The organism is Lacticaseibacillus sharpeae JCM 1186 = DSM 20505 (genome assembly GCF_001436225.1).
Lineage (GTDB): Bacteria > Bacillota > Bacilli > Lactobacillales > Lactobacillaceae > Lacticaseibacillus > Lacticaseibacillus sharpeae.
In genome coordinates this window covers 75,609-96,211 of the sequence record NZ_AYYO01000044.1, presented here as the reverse complement: position 1 = coordinate 96,211, position 20,603 = coordinate 75,609, and the positions used below count along the sequence as shown (strand labels likewise).

At 52.9% G+C, this 20,603-nt stretch carries 28 protein-coding genes and 1 other RNA gene; 10 read left to right on the top strand and 19 right to left on the bottom strand.

Annotated features, from left to right (window positions below; genetic code table 11):
* Positions 1-11: 11 nt before the first annotated feature.
* The 12 genes from ssb to FC18_RS08815 all read right to left on the bottom strand — a co-directional run bounded on the left by ssb (position 12) and on the right by FC18_RS08815 (position 5,111).
* Entirely contained in the window at positions 12-533 is a 522-nt protein-coding gene (gene ssb, locus FC18_RS08860) for a single-stranded DNA-binding protein (RefSeq protein WP_056976109.1), read from the bottom strand.
* Complete coding sequence (locus FC18_RS08855; RefSeq protein WP_054677324.1) at positions 530-946, bottom strand: RusA family crossover junction endodeoxyribonuclease; 417 nt, start codon at positions 944-946, stop codon at positions 530-532. The genes ssb and FC18_RS08855 overlap by 4 nt, the downstream gene beginning before the upstream one ends.
* A complete protein-coding gene (locus FC18_RS08850; RefSeq protein ID WP_054677321.1) occupies positions 939-1,901 on the bottom strand; it encodes a hypothetical protein in 963 nt (320 codons plus the stop codon). Before FC18_RS08850 ends, FC18_RS08855 begins: the two co-directional genes overlap by 8 nt.
* Positions 1,885-2,592: a putative HNHc nuclease gene (locus tag FC18_RS08845; protein ID WP_056976107.1), complete on the bottom strand. Its 708-nt coding sequence runs from the start codon at positions 2,590-2,592 to the stop codon at positions 1,885-1,887. The genes FC18_RS08850 and FC18_RS08845 overlap by 17 nt, the downstream gene beginning before the upstream one ends.
* Before the next feature lie 4 nt (positions 2,593-2,596).
* Positions 2,597-3,262, bottom strand: coding sequence for an ERF family protein (locus tag FC18_RS08840; RefSeq protein ID WP_056976104.1), 666 nt, complete (start codon positions 3,260-3,262; stop codon positions 2,597-2,599).
* The gene (locus tag FC18_RS08835; protein WP_054677313.1) at positions 3,262-3,756 is read right to left on the bottom strand and encodes a siphovirus Gp157 family protein; all 495 of its coding nucleotides are present in this window, start codon (positions 3,754-3,756) and stop codon (positions 3,262-3,264) included. Before FC18_RS08835 ends, FC18_RS08840 begins: the two co-directional genes overlap by 1 nt.
* 34 nt (positions 3,757-3,790) lie before the next feature.
* A complete protein-coding gene (locus tag FC18_RS08830; RefSeq protein WP_054677311.1) occupies positions 3,791-4,015 on the bottom strand; it encodes a hypothetical protein in 225 nt (74 codons plus the stop codon).
* 5 nt (positions 4,016-4,020) lie between these two features.
* On the bottom strand, positions 4,021-4,167 hold the full coding sequence (locus FC18_RS12460) for a helix-turn-helix domain-containing protein (protein ID WP_082620495.1): 147 nt from the start codon (positions 4,165-4,167) through the stop codon (positions 4,021-4,023).
* A 65-nt stretch (positions 4,168-4,232) separates the two neighbouring features.
* Positions 4,233-4,469 (bottom strand): hypothetical protein, encoded by a 237-nt coding sequence (locus tag FC18_RS08825; protein ID WP_056976102.1) that lies wholly within the window; start codon positions 4,467-4,469, stop codon positions 4,233-4,235.
* Positions 4,456-4,590 (bottom strand): hypothetical protein, encoded by a 135-nt coding sequence (locus tag FC18_RS12410; protein WP_263849237.1) that lies wholly within the window; start codon positions 4,588-4,590, stop codon positions 4,456-4,458. Before FC18_RS12410 ends, FC18_RS08825 begins: the two co-directional genes overlap by 14 nt.
* Positions 4,590-4,907, bottom strand: coding sequence for a hypothetical protein (locus tag FC18_RS08820; protein WP_054677309.1), 318 nt, complete (start codon positions 4,905-4,907; stop codon positions 4,590-4,592). The genes FC18_RS12410 and FC18_RS08820 overlap by 1 nt, the downstream gene beginning before the upstream one ends.
* Positions 4,908-5,111 (bottom strand): helix-turn-helix domain-containing protein, encoded by a 204-nt coding sequence (locus FC18_RS08815; protein WP_054677307.1) that lies wholly within the window; start codon positions 5,109-5,111, stop codon positions 4,908-4,910.
* Positions 5,112-5,237: 126 nt separating this feature from the next.
* Between FC18_RS08815 and FC18_RS08810 the strand changes: the two genes are divergently transcribed.
* Entirely contained in the window at positions 5,238-5,486 is a 249-nt protein-coding gene (locus FC18_RS08810) for a hypothetical protein (protein WP_156300807.1), read from the top strand.
* Between the two features lie 106 nt (positions 5,487-5,592).
* Here the strand turns inward: FC18_RS08810 and FC18_RS08805 are convergent, their stop codons facing one another.
* The 3 genes from FC18_RS08805 to FC18_RS08795 are packed head-to-tail and all read right to left on the bottom strand — an operon-like array spanning position 5,593 to position 6,827.
* Positions 5,593-5,775, bottom strand: coding sequence for a helix-turn-helix domain-containing protein (locus FC18_RS08805; RefSeq protein ID WP_162207891.1), 183 nt, complete (start codon positions 5,773-5,775; stop codon positions 5,593-5,595).
* Positions 5,776-5,826: 51 nt separating this feature from the next.
* Positions 5,827-6,540, bottom strand: coding sequence for a phage antirepressor (locus tag FC18_RS08800; protein WP_225353653.1), 714 nt, complete (start codon positions 6,538-6,540; stop codon positions 5,827-5,829).
* A 50-nt stretch (positions 6,541-6,590) separates the two neighbouring features.
* Positions 6,591-6,827, bottom strand: a complete 237-nt coding sequence (locus FC18_RS08795) for a DUF739 family protein (RefSeq protein WP_054677300.1) — start codon at positions 6,825-6,827, stop codon at positions 6,591-6,593.
* Positions 6,828-6,993: 166 nt separating this feature from the next.
* On the opposite strand from FC18_RS08795, the gene FC18_RS08790 reads away from it, so the two are divergent.
* The 3 genes from FC18_RS08790 to FC18_RS08780 all read left to right on the top strand — a co-directional run bounded on the left by FC18_RS08790 (position 6,994) and on the right by FC18_RS08780 (position 9,738).
* Positions 6,994-7,710, top strand: coding sequence for a S24 family peptidase (locus FC18_RS08790; protein WP_054677298.1), 717 nt, complete (start codon positions 6,994-6,996; stop codon positions 7,708-7,710).
* Between the two features lie 73 nt (positions 7,711-7,783).
* Positions 7,784-8,443, top strand: a complete 660-nt coding sequence (locus FC18_RS08785; RefSeq protein WP_056976099.1) for a DUF485 domain-containing protein — start codon at positions 7,784-7,786, stop codon at positions 8,441-8,443.
* 113 nt (positions 8,444-8,556) lie between these two features.
* Complete coding sequence (locus FC18_RS08780; protein WP_054677292.1) at positions 8,557-9,738, top strand: site-specific integrase; 1,182 nt, start codon at positions 8,557-8,559, stop codon at positions 9,736-9,738.
* Between the two features lie 62 nt (positions 9,739-9,800).
* Here FC18_RS08780 and ssrA read toward each other — a convergent pair.
* Positions 9,801-10,165: a transfer-messenger RNA gene (gene ssrA / locus FC18_RS11965) on the bottom strand.
* Between the two features lie 228 nt (positions 10,166-10,393).
* On the opposite strand from ssrA, the gene FC18_RS08775 reads away from it, so the two are divergent.
* Together FC18_RS08775 and FC18_RS08770 are read left to right on the top strand one after the other, a co-directional pair.
* Positions 10,394-11,119: a response regulator transcription factor gene (locus FC18_RS08775; RefSeq protein WP_054677290.1), complete on the top strand. Its 726-nt coding sequence runs from the start codon at positions 10,394-10,396 to the stop codon at positions 11,117-11,119.
* The gene (locus FC18_RS08770) at positions 11,116-12,546 is read left to right on the top strand and encodes a sensor histidine kinase (protein ID WP_056976097.1); all 1,431 of its coding nucleotides are present in this window, start codon (positions 11,116-11,118) and stop codon (positions 12,544-12,546) included. Before FC18_RS08775 ends, FC18_RS08770 begins: the two co-directional genes overlap by 4 nt.
* A 50-nt stretch (positions 12,547-12,596) precedes the next feature.
* Here FC18_RS08770 and FC18_RS08765 read toward each other — a convergent pair whose 3' ends face one another.
* On the bottom strand, positions 12,597-14,774 hold the full coding sequence (locus FC18_RS08765) for a Tex family protein (protein WP_056976096.1): 2,178 nt from the start codon (positions 14,772-14,774) through the stop codon (positions 12,597-12,599).
* Positions 14,775-14,914: 140 nt separating this feature from the next.
* Between FC18_RS08765 and FC18_RS08760 the strand changes: the two genes are divergently transcribed.
* Together FC18_RS08760 and FC18_RS08755 are read left to right on the top strand one after the other, a co-directional pair.
* A complete protein-coding gene (locus tag FC18_RS08760) occupies positions 14,915-15,415 on the top strand; it encodes a phosphatidylglycerophosphatase A family protein (protein WP_054677288.1) in 501 nt (166 codons plus the stop codon).
* Positions 15,416-15,530: 115 nt separating this feature from the next.
* On the top strand, positions 15,531-15,968 hold the full coding sequence (locus FC18_RS08755; RefSeq protein ID WP_054677286.1) for a YueI family protein: 438 nt from the start codon (positions 15,531-15,533) through the stop codon (positions 15,966-15,968).
* Positions 15,969-16,021: 53 nt separating this feature from the next.
* Here the strand turns inward: FC18_RS08755 and FC18_RS08750 are convergent, their stop codons facing one another.
* Complete coding sequence (locus FC18_RS08750; protein WP_054677284.1) at positions 16,022-17,800, bottom strand: hypothetical protein; 1,779 nt, start codon at positions 17,798-17,800, stop codon at positions 16,022-16,024.
* Positions 17,801-18,200: 400 nt separating this feature from the next.
* On the opposite strand from FC18_RS08750, the gene FC18_RS08745 reads away from it, so the two are divergent.
* Together FC18_RS08745 and FC18_RS08740 are read left to right on the top strand one after the other, a co-directional pair.
* The gene (locus FC18_RS08745; RefSeq protein WP_054677282.1) at positions 18,201-18,476 is read left to right on the top strand and encodes a hypothetical protein; all 276 of its coding nucleotides are present in this window, start codon (positions 18,201-18,203) and stop codon (positions 18,474-18,476) included.
* A gap of 129 nt (positions 18,477-18,605) precedes the next feature.
* Positions 18,606-19,097 (top strand): universal stress protein, encoded by a 492-nt coding sequence (locus FC18_RS08740; protein ID WP_054677280.1) that lies wholly within the window; start codon positions 18,606-18,608, stop codon positions 19,095-19,097.
* Positions 19,098-19,194: 97 nt separating this feature from the next.
* Here FC18_RS08740 and FC18_RS08735 read toward each other — a convergent pair whose 3' ends face one another.
* Positions 19,195-20,457 (bottom strand): helix-turn-helix domain-containing protein, encoded by a 1,263-nt coding sequence (locus FC18_RS08735; RefSeq protein ID WP_056976094.1) that lies wholly within the window; start codon positions 20,455-20,457, stop codon positions 19,195-19,197.
* Positions 20,458-20,603 lie beyond the last annotated feature (146 nt).

Here is a 20,603-nt window from a genome sequence, read left to right as displayed (position 1 = left end):
GCTGTACCCCCCTAGAACGGCAGGTCATCATCACTGATGTCCAACTGCTCGTTACTTGCAAATGGGTCAGGAGGCGTTGTACGTGCTGATGTATTTGACGTCTGCTGGCGCTGTGGGACGTTCTGCTGCCGATTGGCATAATTACCCCGGCTCTGGCCTTGAACGCTAGGCTGGGCGTTTTGAGCAGCGCTGGCGCCATTCTCACTTGTGCTGCGGCTCTCGAGCAAAGCGAAGTCCTCAACTACGACTTCTGTCACGTAAACTCGCTTGCCATCCTTGTCGTCATACGTCCGCGTTTGGATGCGCCCCTGCACCCCGATTAGCGAACCCTTATGCGTGAACTTTGCAAGGTTCTCTGCGCTCTTCTGCCAGATTACGCAGTTCACAAAGTCGGACTCGCGTTCACCAGTCTGCTTGTTAGGAAACCGCCGCGTTACCGCCAGCGTAAAAGTGCCAACCGCCGTGCCGCTCTGCGTGTACTTAACTTCGATGTCTCGGGTCAGTCGGCCCGTCAGTGCTACTTGATTAATCATGGCTTAATCTCCTTGATTTCGATTTCCGTGCGTGGCTTCGTGCCGTATAGCTTACGCATGTCCACGCTAACAATCTGGTTATCATCGACCCACACAATGCCTTTCAAAGCGTCTGTGACGGCCTTGAAGTAATTGTCTAGGTCGGGTTTGACGGTGGGCAATACAGCCCCGACCACCTTGTCGTGCTTTAGCCGCTTCGACCCGCTAGTCTGTATCGGCCGGTAGAACGTCACCTGCAGGTTCAAGGCTCCACCAAGGGGCTGCGCCGTATACTGCTCCCGAGCATACCCGGCAACCAACGCCTTGTATTTCCGCGACTTGGCGGGGTCGTATGCTCGCACCGCTTGCCCCATGCGTGCGAATTTTGGCCGGCCTTGTGCCACTGGTTCAATCGGTATCACGATGCTAATCATTGGTGCCCCCCGCTGCTAGCCGTGCTTTGGCTGCGGCAATGGCGGCCTTGGCTTCTGCACTAATATCACCGGTTGGTGCCTTGTAATCGGGTTTGGCCCAATCAGGTACCGGCTCCTTGCGCTGTTGGCGACCGTACACGCTCTGGCGCGGCTTCGCAGACCGTAGCGCCTGGGCTTTGAGCTGATCGTATTTCTCACGCAGCTTCTTGGCTGATAAGATGTTCGCCTGCCAGAAATCATCATTCTGACACCAATCAATCATGTTGCTAATCTGCTGCCATGTGCGTTTGTCCCGCTCGTGCATTAACCGCACATCGTTCGCCCAACTCTGTAGGTTCGGGTACTTAGCCTCTGGGTTGTTCTCCAGAATCTTCTCCCAGAGTTTGGTTGCTAACTTTAGCTCGTCCGAGTCGGGTGCGTAAGTCCGCTTGTCGGACTTGCCACGTAATGTCTTTTTATCTTTACTTAACTTAGCTTTACTTAACTTAACTTCAGGCAACCGTTTGGCAACCACCGGTCGCGTTATGGTTGCCGACTGGTTGCCAGATGGTTCACCAGCGGTTGTCAAACTGTCAACCGTCTTAGGTTCTTCCACCTCAGCCCGCTTGATAATGCCCGTCTGATAGACATACGAGTCATTTTCAGCAAGCGATAAATGTTTGAATTCTTCCTGATAAGTGGTGGGATGATACCTGTCTTTTCGGATGGTGTTGTGAATTCGCCAGTCCTTAATCACGATTACACCGTTATCGAATGCAATGAGAAATTCCTTCGCAATTAAGATTTTTAAATCGTCGTCCCTAGCTGCACAGATTCGCATGTATGTTTTCGGGTTCCCGACGAATCCATCATCATCAGCGTGAATACTAAGGTGAAAATACAGGTTCTGTGCCGTTGCCGGCATGTCCAAAAAAGTATCTGTATCAGTTACCACGGTGCTAATCAGTCTCCGCACCCGTGTCACTCCCTTCATCATATTCTCGTAACTGCTTGCGGCTGTTGAGATGCAAGCTGACAATCGTGTCCTCGTCTAGGCGTACTGGCTTGATATGGTAGAACTCCATGAACCACGGCAACCCTTTGTTGTGGCGCAATGTGTGGTGCTCACGGCATAGCGCCATGAACTTGTACTTACGATTGTCGATGTGGTCGCGGTTGTTCCCCATGCCAACAGAAGGCGAATGATCAATATCTGCGTGCTTGCCACAAATAACACAGATGCGATGCTTGAGGCACTGCATCATCAACGGATAGCCGTCCGGAATTGCGTCCATGTTCTTCAACCGCCACGGAATCTCGTTATCAAATCCATAATTAAGAATAGATGTGATGAACCCCGCAGCGTTCTCCATCGAGGTATCAGCCATGCTGAAGTAGTCTGCCCCAGTGAGCGCCATGTAGTTAACCTTGAGTACTTCTTCCATTTCCATCGGACTGTAGCCCGTGTACCAGGCGAAGTCGTTGATTAGCGCCCAAGCTTTCTTACGCTGGTCAGGGCTGATGTTGCGCCCGTCCTCGACGTCTACCTGCACACTTGGCCTCTTGTGGTTGCTAAGCTGTCTAAGCCTCAACACGTCCGGCTTGTCGTCGAGCTCCACGGTCACCCGCTGTCCTTCCACCTTCGTCAGCTTGCCTGTAAGCCGCATACAATCACCTCTTAGTCATTTGCGCGATAGTCGTGTCGACGCGCTTGTACTCCTCTGTATCTAGTTTCCAGCCCTTGCGTACATCCACTTGAGCCGCCACAAACACGTTCTTGCAGAATTGCTTGTAGTCCGCACCCATCTTCTGTGCCGTATCCGCTGCCAGCGCCTTGAGCGCATTAATCATTGCCGAGTCTGCTGGTGGGAACTGTGTCTGCTGATTGTCGGCAGCATTCTCGCTGTCTGGATCCTGCTCCTTGTCGGTGATGTGGAATAGCTGCTTGTAGAAGTACTTCTCGGCTGTCGTGCACGCCTTGGCAGTTGCCTTCTCTAACGTGTCCGCACCACTTGCCACCATCGAGCCTGTGATGCTCTCAATGCCGTCAGAGATGGTGAACTCACCCATCACATCCACCACGTGCTGGATGCCCTTCTTGGTCTGCACGTCACGCTGGCCGAGGATGGTGTACTTTGGCACCACGGTCAATCCATTGCTGTTAAGTGCCGGCTTCACGGCGTCCTTGATAGCCGCCTCTGACTGGAAGACATAGTGCTGGAAGGAGTTCTCCCCGTCCTTGTAGACGCCAGACACCATCTTATCAGCCGCCACCAGTTTGAGAATCAGTCGCTGCTTGGCTGTGGTCGGTTCAATTGCCTTCTGTTCTTCTGCCATTAGCGCACCCGTAGCGAGTCGTTGTACACGAGCTTCGCCCCTTTGACTTCCTTGCCGGCCTTGAGGTCAGCGGCAAGGGCCTTCTTGTCTGCCTTGTACGTTGTCACCGTCTGCACGTAATCCACTGGCAGCTTTTTCGGGTCGTCTGCATCAATCGCCACAGACGTGCTCTGCTGAATCCAGATGGTGTACAGCGGCGTCTTGAACTTCTTGGCGTTGGTGTCGTTCATTGCACCAATAAGCACCTGCTTGAGTGTCTTGGCGTTGCGGATGTAGCCGTTTCTGCGTTCGGTGAGGCGCTTAATTTCGGCATCGACTTTGGCAGCGTCAGCTTCCACTTCCTTGATGACCTGCACGTAACCAACAGCCTTGTCTTCGATGGCGTCAGTAATGGAGTCCATCGTGTCGTGCAGTAATGCGGGATCAATCGTCCCGTCTTCGGCAAGGTCGAATAATTCACGATACTTGCCTTGTAATTCATACATTGTGGCCATATGGTATAATCTCCTTGTAATTTACTTTGCCTAGTTAGTTACTTGAGTCCGCATCGGTTACCTCCGTTGCGGGCTTTTTTTCTATCTCGTCAATGAGTTTACCGACTTCGCGGTACTGCACGGCGACTGTTTCAAGGTCTGCGCGTACCCACCTGTCTTCGACCGCCAGTGCCAACGCGTCAGCTAACGCTTGTTGCCGCTGGTATAGGTAGGCCAGTACGTCGGAACCGGTTAGGTACTTGTCCTTCGTCATGTGCATGTGTCTCACCTCCCTTCGTGGTAGATAGAATGAACACTGATTCCGAGTATTTCGGCCAGCCTTCTTGCAGTGTCCGCGTCCGGTCTTGCACCGTGGAGAAAGCGTCGGATTGTCACAGAGGTTATCCCAGTAACTGCCGCCAACTTGGACACGTTTTAGCCCTTTTGTTTCATTACCCAGAAGATGTCCTTACGTGCTACGTCCTCGATTCTTAGTGTCATGCCGTGACCATCGCCTTACGTTCCAGCCGGTAAACTTCCCAGTCATACCAATCGCACATGTCTTCAAGCGGAATGTGGCTGGCTGCTTCCGACATGTCTTCCACGTTCAGGTTCTGTTCGTAGAGCAAGTTCGTAATTGCCAATGGATCATTGGCGTTTTCGATTGCTTTCTGTTCTGCACGGTCTTTAAGTGTTCGCGCCCGCATGAACTTAGCTATCTCACGGTTGTTCATTATTCAGCCCTCCCTTCAGCGCTGACCGGATGCCTAACGCAACGATTGCCAGCAACCCCCAGGCCGCGAAGACCTTCGGGTAGCAGACTAGCCAAACAAATGGCATTAACAGGATTTCCATCAGTAGTCCTCCATTCCGTGCTCGGCGACCCAATCAATCATCCGTGACAGGTTGATACCGTAGCGCCCTCTTGGTGTGCTTGGATAGTTAACCAGGGTTCCCTCTAGCTCATTGCGGTAGTGGTTCAGGATACCCTCACGTGGGTGCCACGGGTCTGCGCGACCAACGAACCACTCACGTGACTTACCAGTGGCACGCATAAGTTCGGCGAGCGTGGTGAACTTGGCGTTGACTGCGTTTGATTCGTGCATGTCGGCCTTGACTGCCAGTGCGATTTGATGGATTTGCGCGTCTGTGAGTTCAAGATTTAGTAGCATTTAATTCACCTTCCTTCTAAATTCATCCATGCTGACGCCGAGTACATCGGCGATTTTGGCGACAGTTTTATACGTGGGGTCTGTGGCCTCACCACTGTACAGCCTGCGTAGTGCTGGCTGTGCAAGGTCTGTGAGCTTGTACAGCCGGTACACCGTCATATGCTTGTCGCTCAACAATTTTACTAACTTTTCGTTATCGAACATTCTTCCTCCACAATATATTGCGCTAGTGCTTGTGTACACACTATATAGTGTGTACAATTAGAGACATGATATATCGCGTTACCTTTGCAATACGCTACATATCAAATTCAATTAACCGAGATGATAATGATGAACGAACAAGAAATTTCTCGAATCATCGGAGGAATCAACGAAAAGATTTACACCACCGATCTGACCGCCGAGAAACTCCAGGAACGTATTTCGGACTACTGCGATGACAATGGAAAAATTGACCTTATCATGGCACTAAAGTGGATGATGCAAGAGTCTCGAGACTACACGTCTATATTTGCCCACCAGCTCGTCGCTGAGCTTGCTGACGAAGGGTATTTAGTGAACCCGCCAAAGAAGTAGCCAACTTATCTGCATAGAGTTTCGCCATGCATTCCTCGCTACCTGCAATGGCTTGGAGTGCTTTTTTTATTTCATCCGGCGTTCCTTTTATAACCAGTTCCATGCTTTACACCTCTTTCTCATCCATTCCGAGAATCTTGTAGATCTGTTCGCGAATCTCAATGTCACGCGGACCAGACGCACCGGCAACTGCGCGGCTCATTTGCTGGGCACTGATACCTAACATCTTGCCGATTTCCCGCTGCGTCATGCCGCGCTCGTTGAGACGATTTTTGATACTTACCTTCACGTCCTTAGCGGCACGCTGTAGCACTTGTTCTGGAATGAATTCACCTTCTTTCTATGCTTCCAACAGTTTGTTGATGAAATACTGCTGTCCTTTGCCGGTTACCTTCACCGTCTTGCTGATGGACACCGACCCATCCGAGTGGTTGATGGCTGTTTCTTTCACCTTGAACAACTTCATGTCCGCTGACCGCTGCGTTGGCTGATTCCAATCGGTACCTTTGCGGTTAATCAGGTAGCCGTTCTCACGCAGCCAGCCGAACAACCGGTTCTGACCGATGTTGACTCCGTTCTGCCGAAGTAGCTTCGCCAACTCGCCGATGAGGATTGTGGTGTGGCTAACGCTCACGGCATCCGCGAAGATGGCCTTGGGGCGCATCGCCTCGTTATCCGCTGCGAGCGCCGCCGTCTTGGCCTGCTCTTCCTTGAGTTGCGTCGCCAGGCCGATGATGAAGTCCGGGTCAGCCAGCGTCTGCTTAATGGTATCTGGTGTCATGTATGCGCCGTGCTTGCGGATAGTCGGCAACACCTCGTGGGTTACCCAGTGCTTAAATTCCTTGGCAGTTGGCAGCTTGCTGGATAAGACTAGACTGTACATGCCGGATTCGTTGATGACGGTTGTTTGTTGCGTTCCACCGGGGGTCGGTAAATTGGAGACCCCTTTGTCGTCATCATCAACATGTTCGCGGATTGCATCAGCAGTGCGCTTGTACCCCAGCGCCTCCGCCACATCCTTGCCGACAAACATCGGTTCATCGTCAACTAGCACCGTGCGTACTTACTGGTCGTGGAAATTAAATAGTTGTGGTTCGTTCATGATTAGACCTCCCGTTCAATTCGTTGAACTTTTAACTTAAAAAAATACTTTGGAATATCCGCAGTCTTGATTCCAAGCAGCTTAGCCGCCTTAGCGATTTCTGCTTGTTTCCACTGAACCTTATTGTTGAGCTTCAAAGACAGTGACCGTTCAGACAATTCCATTGCTTCAGCAAAGCGAAGCTGAGTTCCGTACTTCGCCACAACCTGACCATTTAGGTTTGAGTAATCAAATGTCATTTTTTCGCCTCCGTTCCGCCTTGTTCAATTCATTGAACTTGACGTCTATTATAATATCGCCTCCGTTGAACGTTGTCAATAAAAAGGTTCAATTATTTTGAATAAAAGCGTTGAACGAAAGTTCAACGCGGGCTATAATAGGAAACGTTAAGAAAGAGGTGCCAACATGAGCGAAACTCGTCCATACACAACCGCCCAACGTATCAATCAGATAATTAGCTCTAGGGGCTTAAAACAGGTCGACATTATACGAGCAACTGAGCCACTTAGTTCGCAGTTCGGCGTAAAAATCAGCAAAACAGATTTAAGCCAATACAAAAGCGGCAAAGTAGAACCTGGCCAAGACAAGCTTTACCTATTGGCCGCTGCGTTGAACGTTTCTGAACCGTGGCTCATGGGTTATGATGTTCCCGCAGATAGAAACGAGTCTGAGCAAATCAGTCCCACAACTTCGACAGTCCATTCCTACCCCTATTTCGACGCCGACATAGCGGCCGGTTCTCTCACCACAGTAGAGGGTCTCAAATCCGCCGAACAAATTCAAATCTCCGATACAGTCATGGGCAAGTATGCTGGCGACGATGACTTGTTCATCACTAACATCAACGGTGAGTCGATGAACCGCGTCATCCCGAACCACTCACTGGTAATCATCAAGCACGTGGATTCCTTCCAAGATCTATACGACGGTGAGATTGTGATATTCAGTGAGGACGACGAAAGTTACTCGGTAAAACGGTTCTACAACGACAAGCACATGCAGATAATCAATTTCGCCCCAGATTCTTCAGACTCCAGCTACCACCCTATCAATTTCCGCTATGAAGACATGAGCGATGTAAAGATTATCGGTCGGGTGGTCTCGGCCTTGATTGAGTTTTAAAATAGCCCCGGTCAGGTTCGATTCCTGACGCGGGTCGTTGCTACAAAAATAATATGTACTGGGGAGATTTTATATGGACTTGTTTGTCGGATTCACATTGATTGCGGCGATTATCGTTTTAATTGTCGGGATTGTATTGTTGGCTGTTGCATACGCCACAAAGCAGAAGCTAAAGCCACCACTGATTGTGGTTGGTGTAGCGGTGGCAATGTTTGTAATCGGATTTGGTGCTGCTGGAATCTACAACCACCACGTGGAGCAGCAACAAGCGGAGGCCCGCAAAATCAGGGCCAAACTCGCAGAAGAGGACAACCAAAAGTTTTCATTTGCTCGCACCGATTTTGGCAACGGTGCTGCTAAATCCGCTGGTGCTGCTGAGGACTTAGCCAACAAAATCAGTTCCGCGTGGAATGATGCTATCTGGGAAGACAAGGGCGCAAAGGTTGATGGTAAGTACTACACCGATTTCAACGAGGCGATTCAGGCCGTGCTAGACAGTGAAACTTCAAAGCAAGTTGATATTGCTGATGGTGAGGCCACCATGGACAAAGCGATGAAAGTCATGAAAAAGCATGTGACTAAGAAAAACGAGTCCAAGCTCGCCAAGTATCAGAAATTGAGCAAAGCTGTAAAAAAGCTTGACCGTCTCGCCACATCTCCGTCCGGGAATATCAGTGACTTCAACAGTTCTTTCACGGACGCAGACAATGCGGTCGTTGATATACTGGAATAAAAATAGCCCACTCCCCGTCCGGCCAGACAATCGGGAGTGAGCTAATCATAAATTACGTACATAGGTACGCGCTTTTCGTGTACCAATTTTACCATATTTACGGAGGAATTAACATGGCGGTAATCACCAAAAAAGGCACCGGCTGGAAGTACCGTGTCGCTTATCGCGACTTGCAGGGTGTCCAGCACGTCAAATCTAAGCAAGGATTCCGCACCAAGAAGGATGCTATGCAGGCGGCCCGGCTAATCGAGTTGCAAGTAGGCGACGGTGCGAACATTTCTAAGGCCGACATCCCACTCGCCGACTACTGGCACTCCTGGTGGACTACCTACAAGCAAGGTAAGCGCACCATTGCCACAGAAAAGTTTTACCCTATTGTTGAGGAGACCATTCGCGAGCAGTTTGGCACCATGCCAATTGGTAAGGTCACACCCGAGCTGTGGCAGAAATTCCTCAACGACTATGGTAAAACACATGCGCGATCAACGTCGGTCAAGGTCAACGGTTATATCCGTGCCATGGTGCGCACTGCCATAAATGACCAGGTGCTGCACACCGACTTTACCTTCACTGCTGAGGCGTCTGGTGCTAAGTCTAAGTCAGAGGCACTCAAGTACCTCCAATTGCCCCAGTTCTTTGCCCTCACCAACCTGGCGTATGAGCGTGCCGACTTTAACCATCTGTCCACGGTGGCCGTCTACGTTGGCGCACAGACAGGTATGCGGGTGGCTGAGGTATTGGGCCTTACATGGGACTGCGTGGATGAGGTCAACAACCAGCTCACTATTAATAAGTCATGGGACCACGTTCACGGTACTGGCATGATTCCGACGAAGAACGAATCCAGCAATCGCGTCATTGAAGTTCTACCAGAAGTCATCGAGCTTTTACAGAATATTCACAAACAGCAGGTAGACTGGATTAGGAAGTCAGGAGTGGCAAATGCCTATAACGGGGTCTTTTTTTCAAAGCAGAGTGGCATTTTGACAGGCGCAGCGGTTAACAAGGTTCTCAAAAAAATGGAATCAGCCGTGAAAATCCCCGAAAAAAAGCAAATCACTTTTCACGGTCTGCGTCACACCCACGTCTCCTACCTGCTAAGTAGCGGAGTCGACATCTATTATATTAGCAAGCGTTTAGGCCATGCGGGTATCCAGATTACCATGTCGACATACAGTCATCTTCTCGACGCCCAGCGGACTGCCCAGACTGAAAAAGCGATGCTCGCGCTGAGCAAAATAGGTTCACAAAAGGTTCACAACTTTGCAAAAACGGGCAGAATTGAGCAGAACTAAAAAAAGAGAAACGCTGATATATCAACGTTTCTCGCAACCCCGCGGAACCCCGCAGAACTAAAAAATGGAGATGAGGGGAATCGAACCCCTGTCCATCAGCCCCGCCCACACGCAGGTCTACACTCATAGTTGACCTACTTGGATTAAACAAATGGGGAGCGCCGGTCAGCCTGGCTAACCCCCAAATGCGCACCCACTATCTCTTGTCAACGCCTCGGGTCGCAACGTTAACCGTAGTCCAATAATTTGAGACCTGGCTCCGAGCCTTGGACGAACCCGGACAGATCACGCTAGGCTACTTACTAGGCAGCGAGAGCGTAAGAATTGTTGTTCTTTGCAGTTAATAAACTGTGCCGTTGATGACGGAGCCGAGCCCTCCGGAGTGCGCCACATGCGCGAAAACCAATGTCGAGACCATTACATCCCCGATATACATCAAGCTTATCATCACCGGTGGGGGTTGTAAAGATGGCACGTTAACTAGCTGGCAGGCCAAACATCACACTTTGTCCGCATCCGGATAGTTTCCAGCCTAAATAGTTTCAAATCAATTAAGTTCATTGTAAAATAAAGCTGAGTTTGTACAGCGCGTCGAATCACTGTACTTGGGAGTGTGTCCGCGTGCGGGCACAGCAAGGTAAGGAAGGTTAGTAAAATGAAAATTTTGATGATTGAAGATAACCAATCAGTTGCCCAGATGATGGGGATGTTTTTCCAAAAAGAACAGTGGGAATATGCCAACGCGTACGATGGTGAGGAAGGCCTAGCGATGTTCAAGGACGACCCGAACAGTTTCGATCTCATCACCTTGGACCTCAACTTGCCCAAGATGGACGGGATGGAAGTTGCCACCCACATTCGTGAAATCAGCACTAGCATTCCACTGATTATGCTGACAGCGCGTGATACGGAAAGCGACCAGGTGCTTGGGCTTGATATCGGGGCCGACGATTACGTCACCAAGCCCTTCTCCCCCATCACCCTCATCGCACGCATCAAGGCTCTGCACCGGCGCGCGGATATCAGCGGCGAGCCTGAGCCCGCGGCGGTCGAAGCCAGCGCCGACTTCGACGTTGTGACCAACCACTTCAAGCTCAGCACCAAAACGCGTGAAGCCTACCTCGACGACCAGCAGATTGTCGGCCTCACGCCGAAGGAATTCGACCTCTTGCGGACCCTCGCGCAGAGTCCCAAGCAGGTGTTCTCCCGCGAACAGCTGCTCCAACTGGTTTGGGAATACGAATACTACGGCGATGAGCGGACGGTCGATGCCCACATCAAGAAGCTGCGCCAGAAGATTGAAAAGGTCGGCGCCCAGGTCATCCAGACGGTCTGGGGCGTGGGTTACAAATTCGACGATTCGGGGCTGGATGCTAAATGAAACTAATCTACCAGCAAATGCTTGGGTTTCTTTCCCTGATCATTGTCGCGCTAACGGTCGTGTCGTTGATGTTCATCAGCATCACCACCAACAACGCCTGGGAAACCAACTCGCGGCAGCTCGCTAGCTACACCGAAATGCTGGAAGAAAATGCCGTTTTGAGCGATATGACCATCAACACGGCCTTCCTCACCAACAACGAACACCTACTGAGCGGCCAGCACGTCCAGTTCTTCATCTATAACTCGAGCAACCAGCAGCGGTACCCCTTCCAGGCAACGCAAGGTACCATTCCCACCAAGTACTGGAAGCGCCTGAAGCAAGGCGAGAGCATCAGCATTCGGGCGACGGCCAAGATTGTGACGCGCAACGGCACCTACCGCACACAGAACTCGTCAATTTACTACCGGCCGGTCTTTTATTCCGGCAAGTTGCTCTACGTCATCGAGGCCCTCGAGCCCATTGAAACCATTCAGTCAGCGATTAATAAGACGCAAAAGAGTGTCTTCATCGCCTTCGTGATCTCCGCCCTCGCAGCGATTATCGTGAGTTACTTCATTGCCCGGCGCCAGGTTGAACGCATCAACCGGCTGCGGAATGCGACCCACGAGATTGCGCAGGGCAACTACGACGTGGCCCTGGATACCCACGGACGCGACGAAATCAGCGAGCTCGCCGCCGATTTTGGCGACATGACCAATTCACTGCAAGAAAGTGAAAAGGAAATCGAGCGCCAAGAGGACCGCCGGCGCCAGTTCATGGCCGATGCGGCCCACGAGATGCGGACGCCACTGACCACTATCAACGGGCTACTCGAAGGCTTGGCGTACGATGCCATTCCCGAAGAGATGAAGGCCCAAAGTATTGACCTGATGCGCAACGAAACCAACCGCCTAATCCGGCTGGTCAACGAAAACCTCGACTACGAGAAGATTCGCACGGGTCAAATCATCCTGAAGAAGAAGACTTTCGACGCCAAGCAGGTGCTGACGAACATCACGAGCCAGCTGGATAAGAAGGCGGCCGAGGCGGGCGATTCACTCACCGTTGATGCCCCTGAGGACCTCACCGTCTTCGCCGATTACGACCGCTTCGTCCAGGTCATCTTTAACATCATGCAAAATGCCATTCAGTTCACCCAGAACGGGACGATTAAGGTCACCGGCAAACGCGGCTTCCACCAGTCAGAATTCGTCATCAGCGATACAGGTATCGGGATGACCGAAGACCAGGTGAAGAACATCTGGGAACGCTACTACAAGGCGGACCCATCCCGCAAGAACACCAAGTACGGTGAGTCCGGCCTGGGCCTGGCGATTGTGCACCAGCTGGTTGCCCAGCATGGCGGCACGATTAAGGTTGATTCCACGCCCGACGTAGGGACAACCTTCACCCTGACTTTCCCCGACGCAACCGATGAACAATAACCACGCAAATAGGGTAGGACGGCTGTCCTACCCTATTTGTGTACCGCCAACTATTTGGTTTGCGGATCAATCATCGTCAGCTGAATCCGTTCCCGCTGCAGGTCGACGGACTCAATCCAGACAGTCACGATGTCACCAATCGCCACCACGGTTTTCGGGTCGGACACGAACTGCTTGGTCATGCGCGACACGTGGACAAGCCCGTCATGCTTAACGCCAATATCCACGAAGGCGCCAAAATCGACCACATTACGGACGGTTCCTTCCAGCTTCATCCCCACTTGCAAATCCGCCATGGTCAAAACGTCCGTGCGCAAAAGCGGCGCCGCCATGTTGTCGCGCAGGTCACGGCCAGGATGCTGCAAGCTGGTGACGATGTCGCGGGCGGTCTCCGCGCCGATGCCCCCGTCAATGAGCGGTTGAACGTTCACCTGCGCCACCTTGGTGATGGCTTGCGGCGTGCCAATTTCGCTTTCCTTAACGCCTGCTGCCGCCATGATTGTTTTGGCCGCTGCGTAACTTTCCGGGTGAATGTCAGTATTATCCAGCCCGTGCTTACCCCCGATAATGCGCAAGAAGCCGACCGACTGCTCGAAGGCCTTAGGTCCCAGCCGGGGCACGTGCTTCAATTCGGCGCGGCTGTCATAGCGGCCGTGTTCGTCCCGATAAGCCACAATGTTCATGGCAATCGTCTTGGACAGGCCAGAAATGTGCTGGAGCAGCGCATAGCTCGCCGTGTTCAAGTTGACGCCCACACGGTTAACCGCCCGCTCCACCACCACGTCCACTTCGGTCGCTAAGTCCTTCGCGGGTAAATCGTGCTGGTACTGACCCACACCGACTGCTTCCGGGTCAATCTTGACCAGTTCGGCTAGTGGATCTTGCAACCGCCGGGCGATGCTAATCGCACTGCGCTGCTCAACGTGCAGGTCGGGGAATTCGTCACGCGCCTCCTGACTGGCAGAGTACACGGATGCCCCCGCCTCGTTCACGATGACGTAATACACTGGGCGCGTGATTTTGCGCAAGGTCGCATCCACGAACTGCTCCGACTCGCGGCTAGCCGTACCGTTACCAATCGCAATCATTTCCACGTGGTATTGGTTGATCAGCGCGAGCAATTCGCCCGCAGCCGCCTGGCGTTTGGCTTCGGGAGCCGGCTTGTGCGGATAGATTACGGCCTTCGTGAGGAACTTCCCGTTTTTGTCCACCACCGCGAGCTTGCAGCCAGTACGGTAGGCGGGGTCAAAGCCGAGGACGACCTTGCCCTTAATCGGCGCCTGCATGAGCAGATTGTACAAGTTCTGGCCGAATACCTTGATGGACTGCGCGGCAGCCTCGTCGGTGAGCGCGTTGCGGACTTCACGTTCGATGGCCGGCCCCACGAACCGCTTATAGGCATCAACATACGCCGTCGTGATGAACGCCGTTGCTGCCGTTTCGGGCCTGCGCCCAATGATGCGGAAGTGAAAATAGTTCATGATGGCAGTCGTATCCACATCAACACCCACCGTGAGCACCTTTTCCTTCTCTCCGCGGTTGATGGCCAGCGTGCGGGTCGCACTCATCTTCGTGATGGGCGCGGTGAAGGCATAAAACTGCTGGTAGACACCCTTCTCGTCCAGTTCCTTGCCCTTTTTCTTGACGCTGGTCACAATCTTGCCCGTCCGGTTGGTGTAGCTGCGGATCCAGTTGCGGATGGTGGCAACCTCACTGAAGGTTTCCGCCAAGATTTCGTGGGCCCCAGCGAGTACATCTGCGGTCGTGTGCACTTCTTGGTCTGGCCGGACGTATTTGCGGGCCTCAGTTTCTAGCACCCCACTCGGAAAGGTCATTAGCCACCGCGCGAACGGCTCCAGCCCCTGCTTACGGGCCACCATGGCCTTAGTTTGCCGCTTTTGCTTGTAGGGTAGGTAAATATCTTCGACGTCTTGCAGCTTGGTGCTGGCCAAAACGGCCTGCTGCAGTGCGGGCGACAATTTGCCCTGCTCCGTCAAGGCCTTGATGACTGCCTGCTTGCGACTTGCCAGTGCAGTTGCCCGTTGATACTCATCTTCGACGGCTTGAATCTGGACTTCATCCAGACTGCCCGTCATTTCTTTGCGGTAGCGCGCGATGAAGGGCACAGTGTTGCCGTCATCCATCAAGTTCAGGACTGCCTGTACCTGCCGCTTGGTCATCCCCGTCACGTTCTGCGCCACTAAGCTTACTGTTTGTGCTTCAATCACTGCTTATTTCCTCGCGTTTTCTATCAGTTCACCGTCACTAATCACCTACCATTGTACCAAACCAGGCTGATTATTTTTCGCGCCGTTGCGGTTTACCAGTCTATTGGGTGTAAACTATTAGCGAAAGGAAGTTGATAATCATGGTCTACAATCCTAATTACAAATATCCTGATACTGCCGCGTACAAGTACGTCATTGGGGAGTTCACGAAGAAAAACGTCACCCCCGACGCCATCGCTGAGGTTGTCTACGGACTGCAGCACAAGTTTCTGCCGGACGTCACCGTCGACGAATACAAGGCAGAAGTGCTCGACACAATGCACAAGCGTGAATTCCTGAACAACGCCATGGTCGGCCTCGCGCTGGACAATCTGGCCGCGGCCGACGCGCTGCCCCAACCGCTCAATGACATCATCACCAATGACGTCGGTGTCTTCGGCGTGGACGAAACCATCGCCCTCGGGGTCTCGCAGTTGTCTGGTTCGATTGGGATTACCAACTACGGCTTCCTCGACCGCACCAAACCCGGCATCATCAACCAGTTAGACAACGCTCCGGGCAAGGTCAACACCTTCATTGACGATCTGGTTGGCGCCCTCGCCTCCGCGGTTGCTGGCAAAATGGCACACAAGTACGCTTAACGCCGCCAGCCCACTTTGCGTGAATTTGCTAATACTGATATAATTAATGTTTACAGGACAAAAACCTGCACATTAATTATTTTGTCCGCAAAACACGCACAAAGGGGGGATAAGCATGAGCGAGAAGAACACTGATCAACTGGATGATCACCTGACCACTGCAATCTTTGGTCCCCGCAAAACGAATCCAGACGAGCGGCGTAAGTATCTCGGGTCACTGCGCGAGCGGGTTGCCCTCTACATCGATAACCAGTCGCTGCGTAACCCCCACACGGTTACGAGCTTCAAGGCGGTCATTAAGGACTACCAGCACCGCGACCTGAGTGTCCTGATTAACGGTAAGTTAGGCACGGGCACCACCAGTCCGTTCGTCAAACTCTGTGCCCAAAACGACCTGCCGTTCACGTTGATTTCCGATGATTCCGCCCACGTGGAAGACGATGCAGCCGGGCTCCTGATTGTGGCCAAACAGGCAATCAATCAGGAAAACATCTCCCTGCCGGTCCAGAAACAAGCTGAGCCCAAAAAGCGCGGGTTCTTCGGCCTATTCTAAATATTGACTAAAGCAACACCCACCTGCATGAATACACAGGTGGGTGTTTTTGATTATTCTTGTTGCGCCTCTGCCGCCAATACTTGGTCGAGCACCGGCACTCCGGCCCCATACGTTGGCCGTTCGTACTCACTCAGATCTGGCCGGGCATCCACGCCGACAATGGTGGCGAGCTGACCACCGTGACTCTGCGCACCGGAAGCGTACGGCACATAACCGTTCGCGACCACCAATTGCACGCTGCCCAGGCGCAAATTCAGGGCCTTGGCCGCCGCGATTGCCAGCTGGTCGTAAGTTGCATCGAGAAGCTCGCGGCCATCCTGCCAAGAACCCGCCGCCGCGGCCAGACTGTTGCGGCCGAGGTATACCTGGCCGCCGCGACTGACAATCGTGGCCGCATTCACGCCCTGATCATCTAGGTCCTGCTTTGCCACCGCAGTCAGGTCAATGGTTGGTAGTCCCGCATTTGTTCGCTGGGCATTACGCCGCTGGACCAGTTGCTCCAGACTGGCGCGGCCGTCACCAACCACGTAGGCAAAATCGCGCATGGAGACAGCGCAAACCTTGCCGTCCAGCACTAGCAGGTTGAACTGGTCGCCGGGCACGAACATCTCGACGTCCGCCTGCCCGAATTGGGTTAGCCGCGCACTGATTGCGTTCGTGAAGGCCGCCTCTGTGGCTGGGATTGGAAAGAGCGTCGTCTGGCCCAGACGCGGCCCCTTAACGGCCAAGCTCTTGTGCGCAAAACTGCGGGCGAAATCGCCCTGGGCCACCGCCAAATCCGTGTAGCTCATCCCCGCTGGCACCGGCAATTTAGCCGCACCTAGCAAGGCCTTGCGTGCGGTCACGTCATCGGTGAGCGCCACCGCGGTCGCAGAGTTCAGACTGCTATTTTGCCCCGCAATTAGGCTCGTGTGCGCGCCATTTTTGACCACCCACATGCCGTGCTGCCGGTCTAGAATAGTCACATCCGCGCCGGCGGTGAGCGCCGCCCGTAGCCGCAACTGCACGGTGCGCGGTTGGTCGGTAAAACCAGGCAGGATTGCGCTGGACTGTTCCGACTGGCCAGACAGCGTCCAGGCTTGGGCCGCCGCGGCCACGTGATCGGCATTCATGGCCGTCTGTAAAAAGTCAGTTAGGCTGCCGGCGCCTTTTAGTGGCAGCTGTGCGTACCAGGCGGTATCATGCACCAAGCGCAGTGCCGCTGCATCAATGCCAACAATCTGGGGCAAATCAATTTCCAGCCCCATAATGCCGCGCTCAGCCATCTGCTGCCCCAGCAGGCCAACCCGACCAAGCTGCGCGCCAATCCCGGAAGCGCCCGCCCGCCGCACGCTCACGTTGTAGGCGCTCAGGCGCGTAAAGTCCAGCTGCGGCGTGCTTTTTACAAACGCACCCAGGGCCTCAAGCAACTGCGCCCCCCGCGCCTGCAATTGGGTAGCGACGGTTAAATATATTTGGTTGCGGTAGTCGATGTAACTTTGCTTAGGCTCTGCATCCGTGTACAGCATGCTAAACAGTGTTTCCGGGAAGAACAGCTGAATGCGAATACCGGGATTAACGACGCGCATTTGGCTGGTCGTCGCCGTTTGCGCCACAGAACGTGCAGCCGCTAGCTCCGACTGGGCATCGGCTAATTCCGCCGTAGTTTTGGACGCCACAATGAGTTCACTGGCCCCCGCCGCAAAGAAAAACGGGCTGGTAGCTGGTGCTGCCGGTGCGGCAACCCCCGTGCCCGCCGCATCGACAAAACGAACTTGCTGCAAGAGCCGCACTTGTAGCCCCGTGCGCAATTGGTCTAGGTGAAGCCGGCGTACATCTTCGTAATTCATGTTGATCCCCTCTCTGAGCGTAAATCGTCTAGGAATATTCTACCACGAGAAACGGGCCTGACCGGCAGAAAGTGGCGTATCCGCTTGCACGCACCCGGGCGTGATGCTAATATGATAGTAGAAGTTACTTAAGTGTTCGCCATTCCTGAATATCAGTTGACCGAACATTCTCAATACATTGGGACCACAAGACCGCATTGACGAATGACCTATTTCACGTAGGACTCAGATTAATCCGGCTAGGTCCCACCTGCCTAATAGCGGGTTCACACGATTAAGGAAGTTACACGGCACCCAAAGTTCTTCATTAACCGCCTCGGCAATCGCCGGGGCGGTTCTTTGTTGCCAATTATGGTATGATGGATGCATTCATTTACAACCGAATTGAAGGAGTTAAAAAATGTTATTAATTGCTATGATCGTGTACGCCCTCGTTCTGGTCGGACTGGCCGCGTTCTTGCTCACCCACCGCAACCGGCCCTTCCTCACGATGAGTGTGCCCACCCCTGAGCTAGCTTCGAACATGCTGCTCACCTCCATTCTCATCATCGTCTGCGCCATCGTCTGCATCGTGGCCGGCATCATCGTCTCCAAGATGCTCGCGCTGATTGCCATCACCGTGTCCGTAATCTTCGTCGGCATCTTCGGCTTTTCCATCTTGAGCGCGATGAACTAACTGCCTTGCGTCTGCAATTCAATTACCAAAGAGTTTTGAAATAGCTTTCACGAGATGGTAAAATTGAATTAAGGAGAAGAACCAAACCAAACATTCTCCATTAGACGAAGGAAAAGGAAGGTGTTTTATATGCTGCAACAATACCAACACATTCTTGTCGCAATTGATGGATCATACGAGGCCGAGCTTGCTTTCAAGAAAGCCATTGCCGTGGCAAAACGTAACGATGCGGAACTCTACCTTGTCCACATCGTCGACACACGCGCGTTCCAGAACGTTTCCAGCTTCGACTCCGCGATGGTTGAACAGGTAACCGCCAGTGCGAAGAAGACCATGGAAGAATACAAGCAAACCGCTCTGGACAACGGCGTCAAGAAGATTAACTACTCAATCGAATACGGGGCGCCGAAGACCATCATCGCGCGCGATGTGCCGAAGCAGCGCAACATTGACCTGATTATGATTGGGGCAACCGGGCTCAACGCGGTTGAACGGCTGCTCATCGGCTCCGTGACCGAATACGTGACCCGCCAAGCACCATGCGACGTGCTGGTTGTGCGGACGGACCTCGAGAACAAGCCTGCGCTAGCAACGACGCGCAAACCACAAGCAACTAAGTGATTCACTTCACTTAGTTCCACTACCAATAAGAATTTGATTAACCAAAAACGTCCACATTGCTGACACGAATTTTGTGTCTTAACAATGTGGACGTTCTTTATTTGCAATTTACGATAACAGATTCGTCACTTTTTGCAACTAGCTTGTTAACTAAATCTTGATTACCAACGATGCGGGCCAGCGAAAGAGCCCGCTGCGTGGCCGTGATTGCCTTGTTCCGGTTGCGCGCCCCACCCAAGGATTCGAGGCACTCAGCCGTGGTGGCATAAATTTCGTCGAGCAGGTACAAGTTCCCGTTCTTCAGTGCCTGGGTAATCGCCTGCTTGGACGTTTCCACCGCGAGTGCGCGTTCGCTCAGTGCCTGGTAGCACATGGTCAGGTACCAATACAGCGCCACGCCATCATCCGCGAGGTTCGCATTGTTGGTGTCAATGCCGCCGAGGACCTTCGTGGCGTCCTTAACTAGCACCTGCGTTTTTTCGAGCTTACCGAGATCTGCATAGGCCAGGCCCAGACCGAGTTTCGCCACCACGTTCGCAATGGCGTTCGTGTTCTGCTTGGTTGTTGCCAAAACGCGCGCAAAATGGCCCCCTGCTTCCACGGGATTGTCCCGCGTCAGCAGTTCGAGCGCCCCCATCATACTGTGGTACTGCCGGACCAGCGCGTTGCTTTCGATGCGGCTTTCTTCAATCGTGAGTAGTGCGTTGAATGCCTGCTTGAACTTGTAATGGTGCATCTGGTCCTCGATGAACTGCAGCCGTGAGTGCGCGTAACTGTCCTGGCGCATGATTAGATCACTCACCTGCTCGTGCAAGCGTTCGGCCACCTTAATCATGGTGTCCATGCTCGGCATCTTATTTTGCTTTTCCACCAAACTAATCGTGGCCTGGGTGCAAATGCCATCAGCTAGGCCCGCCTGGGATAGGCCCAGACTTAGCCGCAGTTCCCGCACCCGTGGCCCGTTATCCTTCACCAGTTCGGCGTCGGACTTAATCTTGCGCTTCTTGCGCTTTTTCTTCTCCTCAGTAGGGGCGGTTTTCTCGGTAACCGCTGAGTTCTGCACCGCCCGTTTTTGGGCCACCGACTGGTTTTTCGGTTGCCCAACGCGTTTTTTGTTCTTTGCGGTGGCACTTGTGGTTACCCCCGCAGGCACTTTTCGCGCACGCTTTCGGTCGGTTCGGCGACTTTTTGGTGCAGCCACTGATGCTTGGTCCGCATTCGGCTGCAAAGATTCTGCCGCCGGCGAATTTAACCCATCCCCCTGAATTTGCTTCGCCCCAGTTACAGAATTTTCGCCCGCTTGCTGCTCGGGCAGCATGTCCTGCAAGAATTCCGCGTCCACATGTTTCTGTTTTCCCATATTGCCTCCCTGCGCTCATCACGCGTCAACGTAACAAAACAACTCCCTTCAATAAAATTATAACTGGTCTGGACCTAAAAAAATATTTGTGCACCAGACAAATTTTGATACCTATAAGAAATTATTTATCCATAAATTTGCTCGCC